9 protein-coding genes and 1 pseudogene are annotated in these 10,339 nt (G+C 40.9%); 3 read left to right on the top strand and 7 right to left on the bottom strand.

Annotated features, from left to right (window positions below; translation table 11 throughout):
• On the bottom strand, positions 1-1,367 hold a 1,367-nt coding region (locus LNTAR_RS22910; RefSeq protein WP_007281162.1), incomplete at its 3' end, for a 30S ribosomal protein S1.
• 210 nt (positions 1,368-1,577) lie between these two features.
• Here LNTAR_RS22910 and LNTAR_RS22905 point away from each other — a divergent pair.
• The 3 genes from LNTAR_RS22905 to LNTAR_RS22895 all read left to right on the top strand — a co-directional run bounded on the left by LNTAR_RS22905 (position 1,578) and on the right by LNTAR_RS22895 (position 6,039).
• Entirely contained in the window at positions 1,578-4,385 is a 2,808-nt protein-coding gene (locus LNTAR_RS22905; protein WP_007281161.1) for an alpha-L-rhamnosidase C-terminal domain-containing protein, read from the top strand.
• 136 nt (positions 4,386-4,521) lie between these two features.
• Positions 4,522-4,827, top strand: a complete 306-nt coding sequence (gene rplU, locus LNTAR_RS22900; protein WP_007281160.1) for a 50S ribosomal protein L21 — start codon at positions 4,522-4,524, stop codon at positions 4,825-4,827.
• 126 nt (positions 4,828-4,953) lie between these two features.
• Positions 4,954-6,039, top strand: a complete 1,086-nt coding sequence (locus tag LNTAR_RS22895) for a type IV pilus twitching motility protein PilT (protein ID WP_007281159.1) — start codon at positions 4,954-4,956, stop codon at positions 6,037-6,039.
• A gap of 37 nt (positions 6,040-6,076) precedes the next feature.
• Here LNTAR_RS22895 and LNTAR_RS22890 read toward each other — a convergent pair whose 3' ends face one another.
• The 6 genes and pseudogenes from LNTAR_RS22890 to aqpZ all read right to left on the bottom strand — a co-directional run bounded on the left by LNTAR_RS22890 (position 6,077) and on the right by aqpZ (position 10,236).
• Entirely contained in the window at positions 6,077-6,502 is a 426-nt protein-coding gene (locus LNTAR_RS22890) for a response regulator (protein ID WP_337998515.1), read from the bottom strand.
• Between the two features lie 12 nt (positions 6,503-6,514).
• Positions 6,515-6,670 (bottom strand): annotated as a pseudogene (locus LNTAR_RS28375) (ATP-binding protein); the annotation flags it as partial.
• The gene (locus LNTAR_RS28500) at positions 6,598-6,822 is read right to left on the bottom strand and encodes an ATP-binding protein (protein ID WP_007281157.1); all 225 of its coding nucleotides are present in this window, start codon (positions 6,820-6,822) and stop codon (positions 6,598-6,600) included. The gene LNTAR_RS28500 and the pseudogene LNTAR_RS28375, both read right to left, overlap by 73 nt.
• An 11-nt stretch (positions 6,823-6,833) precedes the next feature.
• Positions 6,834-8,309, bottom strand: a complete 1,476-nt coding sequence (locus LNTAR_RS22880; protein WP_007281156.1) for a sensor histidine kinase — start codon at positions 8,307-8,309, stop codon at positions 6,834-6,836.
• Positions 8,302-9,390 carry an ABC transporter substrate-binding protein gene (locus LNTAR_RS22875; protein WP_157473809.1) on the bottom strand — a complete coding sequence of 363 codons (1,089 nt, stop codon included), beginning with the start codon at positions 9,388-9,390 and terminating at the stop codon, positions 8,302-8,304. Before LNTAR_RS22875 ends, LNTAR_RS22880 begins: the two co-directional genes overlap by 8 nt.
• 156 nt (positions 9,391-9,546) lie before the next feature.
• Entirely contained in the window at positions 9,547-10,236 is a 690-nt protein-coding gene (gene aqpZ / locus LNTAR_RS22870; protein WP_007281154.1) for an aquaporin Z, read from the bottom strand.
• Positions 10,237-10,339: the final 103 nt, after the last annotated feature.

Raw genomic sequence — 10,339 nt, 5'->3', positions numbered from 1 at the left:
TGATTGATTTGGAATACTGACTCAATATCATCCCATGGATCAGAGCTAAGCTGCTTAATACCAAGAGAAATACGCTGCTCGTTTGGATCTATATCGAGAACTTTCGCCTCAACTTCATCACCTTTCTTAAGCACTTCTGCAGGGTTATTAACTTTCTTAGTCCAAGACATATCAGAAATGTGAATCATACCGTCGATATCATCTTTAATCTCAACGAATGCACCATAAGTAGTTAAGTTGCGAACTTTACCTTTAACAATAGAACCGATTGGGTAATCTCTAGCAATAACTTCCCAAGGATTATCTTGAGTCTGACGAAGACCGAGTGAGATCTTGCGAGTATCTTCTTGGATATCCAAAATGATAGCTTCAACTTCTTCACCAATCATAAGAACGTCGCTTGCACGAGTAATACGCTTAGTCCAGCTCATTTCTGAAACGTGGATAAGACCTTCGATACCATCTTCTAACTCGATGAAAGCACCGTAAGGCATGATGTTAACAACTTTACCAGCAATCTTCTTGCCGAGTGGGTAACGACCTGCGATATCTTTCCAAGGGTCATTACTCTTCTGTTTAAGACCGAGTGAAACACGCTTTTTCTCTTCGTCGATGTCGAGGATCATTACTTCTGTAGTATCACCAATTGCAAGCATCTCTGATGGATGTGCAATACGTCCCCAGCTCATGTCTGTAATGTGAAGAAGACCATCCATGCCGTTCAAATCAATGAATGCACCGAAGTCTGTAATATTTTTAACTTTACCAGGAAGAACATCACCAATTTTAATCACTTTAAGAAGCGCATCTTTTTGCTCCTCACGTGCTTCTTCGAGAAGTTCACGACGTGAAATAATGATGTTGTTTTTATCTTGGTTAATCTTAAGTATTTTAAATTCGTACTCTTGATTGAGGAAATCGTCTAAATTGCGAACTGGACCGATATCGATATGTGAACCTGGGAGGAAAGCTTCGACGCCAACATCAACAATTAAACCACCTTTAACACGGTACTTAACTAGACCTTTAATGAGGTCACCTTCGTTAGTGTTATCGAGGAGGTTAGACCAAGCTTTCTCAAGCTCTGCACGTGCAACCGAAATTTCCGGCATGCTATTTTCATCTTCTAGAGCTTCGAGATATACCTCAAGCTCATCACCAACCTTTACAGCATCCCAGTTTTTAAACTCATCTGAAGGTACGAAACCTTCTGCCTTATAGTTAATGTCAATTAGTGCACCGTTATCTCTCTTATCAACGACAACGCCTTTAATAAGTTTACCTTCTTGGTAATTTCTAGTGCTAGTCTCTTCTGCGCCAAACAATTCTTCCATGCTTGGCATATTATCAATGTTTATGAATTCCATATACGATTCTCGAATCACAACACTTGTTGATCTTCGTTGGGTTTAATAGTTAACAATATCTCTTAAAACCGGACAACCCGGCAAAAGGAGGAGGAAAATACATAAGTTTAACTGTTGTTCAAGTGTTTTTATCAAAAAATCTTAATTTTCAAAGATTCATATTTCTCTCTAAACACTATATTTACATACAATTAACAATCTGGAGTGTCTATGAAACTTGCCCCCTACCCAAAATCTTTCGAAGGTAGCTGGATCTGGGAATCCGATGAATCTGACAAGTGCATCCTTAGTTATGAATTTTACCTTAAAGAAATCCCTGCTTCAGCCGACTTCTGGTTTGCTGTAGGTGAATTTGCTCATATCTATGTAAATGGTATGCACCTCACTTATGGCCCCCACGCAGGCTCAAGCAATATATATAGCATCAACTATCTCGACATCACTTTCCTCCTGCAATCTGGTCGTAATAATATCACTGTTCTCGCAAGTGCACCCGACCTATCTCTTTACAGTAGACCTAAAACTCCCAAAGGCTTCTGGGCTCAAATCCTTATTGATGAGTCCGAACACTTTGCCACTGGTCCTGATTGGAAAGCAGCTCCAGCCAGCCATATCCTCAACGCCCCTCCTCGTCGTTCAGCGGGTTGCCTCCCCGTTCAATCTTTTGACCTAAGACACCACAACCTCCAAGAATTTTTTGACGGCAAATCTGAACTCAACAACCAAGCTCAACTCTTGCGCAAAGCTGAAGCAACACAATTCAATCCCTACAGCCAAACCTTACGAGAAAGCTCATCCAACCCTTTCCCTAAAATCCGTGCACTCGGACTCTTTGACCAAGTCCTTCCCTCTATGCATATTGACTTCTCATCTGTATACACTGAACCAGGCGCCTACGTTGCAACTTCATATTTCTATATAGAAGAAGAAGTAAAAACAGAAATTTTGACATTCTCGGATAGTGCATTCAAAATCTTTATCAATGGCTTTTTAATAAACGAGCAAGGTTCACAAACCTTCATCAACGACGCAGACCCTAGCTGGCATCAAGAAATGTCTGCTATGGAACGTGGTGATTTACACCCCATGTGTGCCGCCACTTTAAAACAAGGATGGAATTCGTTGAGAATCCTATCCTACGCCGACAAACACAGCCAAAGACTCGCACTCAACTTCGTCAGCCTCTCATTGGAAGAAGCCATCCCGCATATTCAACGCGACAAAAACTCAGAAAGAGGCCACCTATTAGCAGGCCCACTCAATATCCCCTTCCCCAACTTAGCTGGATCCTTAAACTTTAACCTCCTTCACTTTACACCCGTCCCACTCAACTCCTTTTCAGATATCTCTATCTTTTTGCAAGCCTGCACATATAAAGCTGAATCTTACGATGAAGATGGCTCCAAAACAATCACCCTTGCCCCTAACCAATACCTTTGCTATGATATTGAACAGATACGCTCGGGTTGCGTCAGAATATCTATCGATACGCCACAGGACAGCGACATCTTTTTAGTCTTTGCTGAAAGTTTCAATGACGGCATCCCACGTTCACTTCACCCACTCCACGGCAGAAGAGCCATCCACGTAAAACTCAAAGCAGGCAGAAACAACTGGGAAGACTTCTTTCCCGTAGGACTGCGCTATGTTTTCATCTTATCTGCAGCCAATTTCGACATAAACATTAACGACGTTCAACTTCTAGCTCTACAAAAACCAGAATCCACAGGGACAAAATTTGAAGGTCCTGATTCTGACATGAACGAAATCTGGAAACGCTCACTTAGCACACTTAATTCATGCTCTGAATACAGCTACATGGACTCCCCCACTGGTCGACGTGCCCAATTCCTTCGTGATACAGCGCTGCAATCAATCTATGCCATGACCGCAACTGGCCAATACGAGCAAGCCAAAACTTCCTTAATTGAATTCTCCCATGGTCAATATGAAACAGGTGAACTCCCATCTGTCTACCCAAGCTCCTATCTCTATACTGTAGGTGAATCAAGCATGTATTGGGTCATTTGGCTGCAGCAATATCTGCTGCATACGAATGATACAGAAACCGCCGAAACACTCCTCACGACACTTAAAGAGATTGTCAACTATTACTATTTCTTTGAAAATGATGACGAGCTCCTAGCTGGTAGCGTCGCCATCTTATCTTCTCAAATCCCCGACGATGCACCAATGGCCCCGAACACAATCTTCACCTCCTTTAATTGTATATACTTAAGAATGCAATCCGCCGTATCTTGGATTTATTCATTCCTTGATCTTGATGAGGACACACAGAAAGTCCGTGATAAAATGCTTCGTATCAGCAAAAACCTCAGATCTCTTTGCTGGGATAGTAACAATAAGCTTTTTGCTGATTGGAACTCCGATGGAACACAAAGTAATACGCACTCTGTAGAAAGTAATTTTTTAGCAATGAATGCAGGCATAATCCCGAGCAACTCTATCAATGACTTCCTTAACCAAGCCACCTCACAAGAAAAGCCTCACTTAAAACTTGAGTTCCTCCACCCGAAATCGCCATTTCTATATGACTTAGTCACACAGGCTGCCACGAACATCAACCTAAGGTCCTGGGCCTTTGATGTTATAAAATGTTACTGGGGCGCCATGGTGAAAGATGAACTTAGTACATGGCCCGAGTTTTATGACCCCTACAACGACTTCTCTAAAGAGAATACCAGCCTATGTCACGGAATCGGCTGTGGCCCAGCTCAGTTTTTAATTAATGAGGTTGCTGGCATTCGACCCGCAGCGCCAGGCTATGAGCAAATCTACTTTAATCCTCTCATTGATAAAATGGATTGGGCTCGTGCAAGAATCAAAACCATTCACGGCCACATCAAAGTTGAATGGCTCAAGAATCCTGAAGGCGGAGTTGACGTCAGCATAGAATCTGCCTACCCCGTCGACATGATCCCTCAGCTCAAGCAAGAGGTTGCCAATAACTCATCCTTCCATTTGAGTGATAATATTAGCATAATTGGGCGAAATTGAGGTCAATTCCATTCTTCAATAATAAAGTCGCGATAACCACTTGCAAGGAATTGACTTTGCGTTATATTCACCCCTCTTTTGTCAGAAGACAGTCCCGATTTAACTGAGACCAATATAATTTTTAAGGAATTTTAACATGTACGCAATTATTGAGACAGGCGGCAAGCAATACACCGTTCGTGAAGGTGATGTCATTCGCGTAGAACGCCTCAAAGCCGAAGGCGCTGCATACACTTTCGATAAAGTCCTCGCCCTTGGCGGAGATGATGCAAAATTTGGAACACCTTTAGTTGATGGCGCAAGCGTAAACGCTGAAGTTGTTAACGAAGCTAAAGGTAAAAAACTTATCGTTTTCAAAAAGAAACGTCGTAAGAGATACAAAAAGACTCAAGGTCACCGTCAGTGGTTTACTGAAGTAAAAATCACTGGTATTAACGCCTAAGCCTTAGTTCCTCTTTAAAAAAGCCGAGTTTACTTACGTAAATTCGGCTTTTTTGTTTTTATTCTTGTGCTCTCTGCGGTAATTTTTATATAGATCAATATTTCAATTACTCAGGAGTCAAACATAATGCCCACATCTAAACTCAACTCAATACTCGTTACCGGCGTCCAAGAAGGGGCCTCGGACTGGCACATACGAGAAGGTAGCCCCGTCGCCTTGCGCGTCCATGGTGGCCTCTATGAAATCTCCGACGGCTTTGTCCCCGACTATGATTTTCTAAGTTCTGCAATAGTAGAAATTGCAGGTCAAAAAGTTTTGGACCTCTACCTGGAAACAGGCGATGCGGATTTTGCCTTTGACGAAGACAATGCAGGTCGCTTCCGTGCCAACATCCACAGGCAGCGTGGCTTACTCTCCATGACTTTTCGTCACGTTAAAAGTGATGTCCCACCCCTCGAAGCCCTCGGCCTCCCAGAAATCATTCTTAAAATCGCGGAATACGAACGTGGTATCATTCTAGTAACAGGAACTACTGGCTCAGGTAAGTCTACCACAATGGCATGTATGCTCGAGCATATGAACACCAACATGAATCGCCACATTATCACAGTGGAAGACCCTATTGAATATAACTTCAAAGACAAAAACTCTATTTTTGAGCAACGCGAAGTAGGTATCGATACCGTCTCATTCGGAGCCGCCCTAAAATATGCACTACGACAGGACCCTGATGTCATTGTAGTTGGTGAAATGCGAGATGTTACTTCAATTGAATCTGCCCTTCACGCTGCTGACACTGGCCATATGGTTATCTCTACACTTCACACCGCCAATGCCGGCCAATCAATCACCCGCCTACTGGACACATTTCCTGCTACGGCGCGCGAAGCACTCCGTAAGTCTCTCGCAGAGAACGTAGCTGCTATTGTCTGCCAACGCCTCGTCCCAAGAGCCTCTGGACGCGGCATGGTCCCTTGTAATGAAGTCATGATTAACACGGCCTTCATCAAGAAACTCATCCTTGACGACAAGGTTGACCAAATTTCTGGTGCAATTGCAAAAGGAAGTGAATACGGCATGTTCACTTTTGACCAACGACTCTTACAACTCGTGAATGCAGGCGACATCACAGAAGAAGCCGCAATGGGCTTTGCCAACAATCCTGAATCGCTACAAATGAACCTGAAAGGCATCTTCCTTTCCGCTGACTAAAACTAATTAAATCAGTAGAACTTCAAAGCAGCTATCCTTAGCTGCTTTTTTTGTTTAAGGAAGACTCCAAGAGATACTTAACCTCAAGCTGATTAATTGGCTTCAAAATAAAACCATTACAAACTTCAAGTGCTTGGGCCCTTTGCTGCTCAACAGTACTTAAAGCAATGATTTGAACATCGTTCATATGCTCATCTTCTCTTAAAATCCGCACAAGCTCAAAGCCATTCAGCTTAGATATTTCCATATCTAAAAAAATGACATCAGGTAAAAAACTCCTAGCCTTCTTCAGAACCTCGACTCCATTACTCGCCTCCTGGACTTCACACTGGTAAGCTTCACAGACTTTCTCTATAGTCGCTCGATTAAACTCTTTGTTATCTACGATTAACACACGCGAGCTATCTCCATCTACAGCTTCAAGCTTTTGTACATTTTCCACTTCCTTCAGAGCGATCTCCACATTAGGTATCGTAACCTCAAACTCACTCCCCTCACCAATATCGCTCTTCAAATTAAGCCTACCTCCCATAAAGCGCAAAAGTTGCTTACACAAAGCTAAACCCAAACCGACTCCACTCCCTTCATTAAAACTATCCTCTTTGGGCTTTTCAAAACATTGAATATCTGTTTCTGATGCCCCTTTTCGATTCCCCTACCTGTATCTTTTACACTCAAGAGTAAATCAATACTAGTTCGCTCATTTTTACCTCTAAGCAAGGACACTGAAATAGTAACGCCACCTTCATCTGTAAATTTAACCGCATTATCTAAGAGATGCATCAAAACTTGCTTTAATTTAGTCGATCTAACAAAAGCAAACTCGGCAGCCCCTCTTCTACATGAATTTTAAAGAATAATTGTTTTTTAGAACACGGACCTAGAAACACAAGCTCCAACTCGCGAAGAAACTTCCTTAAATCGACGACACTAAGTTTATCTCCAACTGTAGCCGTACTCGTTTTTGATAAATCTAGAAGATCATTAAGCATCTTTAACAAGGTATTCCCTGCGTTAATTACATTCTTTAAAAGATCCAATTTACTAGAATCAGATTCTTTTTGCTTGAGTAGTTGAGTAAAACCTAAAATGGCATTCATCGGAGTTCGAATTTCATGACTCATATTTTTAAGAAATAATGTCTTTGTCCTATTAGCTGCCTCAGCCCTATCTCGAGCATGTGCAAGCTCTTCAGTTCTGTCACTAACTAACTGCTCCATCTCATCTTGATACTGTTCAATTTGGCCAAGCATATTATTAAATGATTCACCCAAAACTCCAATTTCTTCAGGTACTGTCGATGAATTTGAAGTCTGATACCTATCTCCTTTAGAATATGATCGGATATTTTCAACCAAAGAGTCTAATGGACGAGAGATCGTGTAGGAAAAATAAACTCCTACAATCACCACAATAACAAGAACAAGAACGCTGTAGATTATGAGCTTATTTAAACTTTTCTCAATAACTGAAAGAACGGCCTGATAACTCTGTGAAACCACTACTGTCATCCTTCCTTCACGATAAGTACTCCCATGTCGAACCCCCTCTCTATCGAAGCGAAAGCCTTGAATATCTAAGCTCAATTTTTCGCTTAAAGATCCACTAACCGGAGTCAGTAGTTCATCATCGCTCACTCCAGCAATAAACCTCCCATACTCATCAATCAACTGGGCTTCACCACTTTCTCCAAAGTCCAAATGACCAATAACGGCGGTCACTTGATTCACATTTAATTGAGCATACATGATGTAAGTTATTTCACCCCTCTGATCATAAACAGGTGTGGTGAAGGAAAAAACTATATGCTTGGGGTCCAATGTAAAATAAGCTGGTGAAACCTGAGTTTCTTTATCCGTAAGAGCTTTTTTAAAATACGCAGCATACTTAACCCCTCCCCTATAATTAAAATTTGTAGTAACCAGGATCTCACCTTCCAAACTCAACAATGAAACATTTTCAAAATCTCCAATTAAGCCTTGTAATTGTTTGAGCTTCTCAAGCTTTTGCTTCATAGAATATGATTTATCATTTATAATCGGATGCGCTGCTATTACCCTCATATCCCTTTCAGCTCTGGTAAAAACTTGACTCACATTATAGTGGACTTCTTTTGCCAACACTCTTGAGGTTGATAAATCCTTATCTAACAATGTATTTTCTAAAAAATGCACTCCTCCCAGAGACAAGGATGTAATGGCAACTACGCTAATTAATACAAAGTAAATGAGCACTCTATGCTTCAAACTTAAAGCTTTACCCTTAATCATCTCCCACACCTTTCGATTGATTTGACAAATGAAGATAAAGTCGGTTTATGGCCGCATTATTCTCTTTAACTCGCTCTTGCTTTTCACAAATCTTCAACAAACTATCAGGCATATTAATCAAGGGGTTACTCAATGATTCTCTATCCATATACTTCTCTGCCCCCGCCACTGCGGGTGCGGATTTAAACTGCAAGGAAATCTCTGCCGCTACTTGTGGAGAATTAATAAACTCCATAAACTTGTAGGCATTTTCTTTATTAGGAGCATTCATATTTAAACACAGCAAATCTCGCCAAACACAAGGGCGATCTAATGAATAAATGAACTCAATATTGCTATTATCTTCTTGATATAACAACGTATCACCACTATATGCCATAGCAATCCAAACCTCACCCTCGTTCAAATCATCGAGACCAGAGTAGACATCCTGAAATTTTGGCATCATCTTTTTTAATCTAGTCCCAAAATCATAGGCATGCTGATGATCTGTCTCATTTTCTGAATTCATACTTACCCCCACCGCATTCATCAGCATATAAAAAATATCAACCGGCTCATCTAACAGTGATATTTTACCTTTAAACTTTTCGTCAGCTATAAGAAAACGACAATCCTTAAAAGCTAAGTCCACATATCTCTTATCTACAGCAAAGCCCAACAAACCAATTCCATAAGGAACTCCGTAACTTTCCGCATCTCTGAACAAAGCATGTGGCTCGTGATCCACTACCATCCTTGTCCGGTCAAGCTTTTCAATAATTTTTAATGGTTCAAGGATTGTGATCGCTTCATCAACATCGACCATCAACAAATCACAAAAATCTGGTTTTGATTGCAAAACCGCAATTTGCTCATCAGCAGTTTGGAATTCTTTAAGAACGACTTTTATACCCGTCTCCTTCTCAAACTGCTCGAGAATATTCTGAGGAGTATAATCTTCCCAATTATATAATATCAGCTCCTTCTTTTCTACATCATCAGAATCAGTCTCTGTTGGCGCTTGATCACACGACACTAAGAAGAACACCAAAAGGACTCCTAAAAAATGCCAATACTGCTCTTTAGTCAAAATCTTCAAACCACACCATTTTATAAAAATTATAAATCAAAATACATCAATCTCAGCAGTGATACAAACAGCATCACTTTCTAAGGATACATTCTAAAAGAGTTTAAGACAATAAAAAAGAGTAGTGATCACTCACTACTCTTTCTATGAAAATGTAAAGATTAATTAAGCTTTATCTTTTTGGATGAAATTGTAAATCAGAGCCCCTAAAACAGCCCCTACAATTGGCGCTAACCAAAAGACCCACAACTGTGACACGGCCCAATCACCAACAAAGACTGCCACTCCAGTACTTCTTGCCGGGTTCACTGATGTGTTACTAACTGGAATACTTATTAAGTGAATAAGCGTTAAGCCTAAACCAATTGCGATAGGCGCAAAGCCTTTAGGAGCACGGTCATCTGTTGCCCCTAATATTATGATCAAAAACATCATTGTCATCACTATTTCACAAATCACAACAGCAACTAAGCTATATTGTCCTGGAGAATGATCCCCGTAACCATTGGAGGCAAAACCTGCAGATAAATCGAAGCCTGCTTTACCGCTCGCTATCAGATATAAAACACCTGCCCCCAGCAAACCACCAATCACTTGTGAAATGATATAAGGCAAGAGATCTTTCACTGGGAAACGACCTCCTGCACACAAACCTATAGAAACAGCTGGATTCAAATGACAACCCGATATGTGACCAATTGCAAAGGCCATAGTTAATACGGTAAGACCAAAAGCCAAAGATACACCTACTAAACCGATCCCTACTTCTGGAAAGGCTGCCGCCAACACAGCACTGCCACATCCACCTAAAACTAACCAAAATGTTCCAATTAACTCTGCAATATATTTATTCATCTTCACTCTCATTTTTTAAAAAATTTAAGAACTATACAACTTCGATTTAATTCATTGAAGAGAACCTTATAATTTTTACTTAATCTTAACAGAGATTATAAAT

This window comes from Lentisphaera araneosa HTCC2155, from assembly GCF_000170755.1.
GTDB classification, from domain to species: domain Bacteria; phylum Verrucomicrobiota; class Lentisphaeria; order Lentisphaerales; family Lentisphaeraceae; genus Lentisphaera; species Lentisphaera araneosa.
Note: the sequence above shows the minus strand (reverse complement) of the source record. Positions and strands in the feature narration are given on the sequence as shown.

What these genes read in the sequence shown, in the direction of transcription:
- LNTAR_RS22905 (WP_007281161.1), top strand. Translation starts at nt 1,578, where the DNA reads ATGAAACTTGCCCCCTACCCAAAATCTTTCGAAGGTAGCTGGATCTGG.
- rplU (WP_007281160.1), top strand. Translation starts at nt 4,522, where the DNA reads ATGTACGCAATTATTGAGACAGGCGGCAAGCAATACACCGTTCGTGAA.
- LNTAR_RS22895 (WP_007281159.1), top strand. Translation starts at nt 4,954, where the DNA reads ATGCCCACATCTAAACTCAACTCAATACTCGTTACCGGCGTCCAAGAA.
- LNTAR_RS28500 (WP_007281157.1), bottom strand. Translation starts at nt 6,822, where the DNA reads ATGCATCTCTTAGATAATGCGGTTAAATTTACAGATGAAGGTGGCGTT.
- LNTAR_RS22880 (WP_007281156.1), bottom strand. Translation starts at nt 8,309, where the DNA reads ATGATTAAGGGTAAAGCTTTAAGTTTGAAGCATAGAGTGCTCATTTAC.
- aqpZ (WP_007281154.1), bottom strand. Translation starts at nt 10,236, where the DNA reads ATGAATAAATATATTGCAGAGTTAATTGGAACATTTTGGTTAGTTTTA.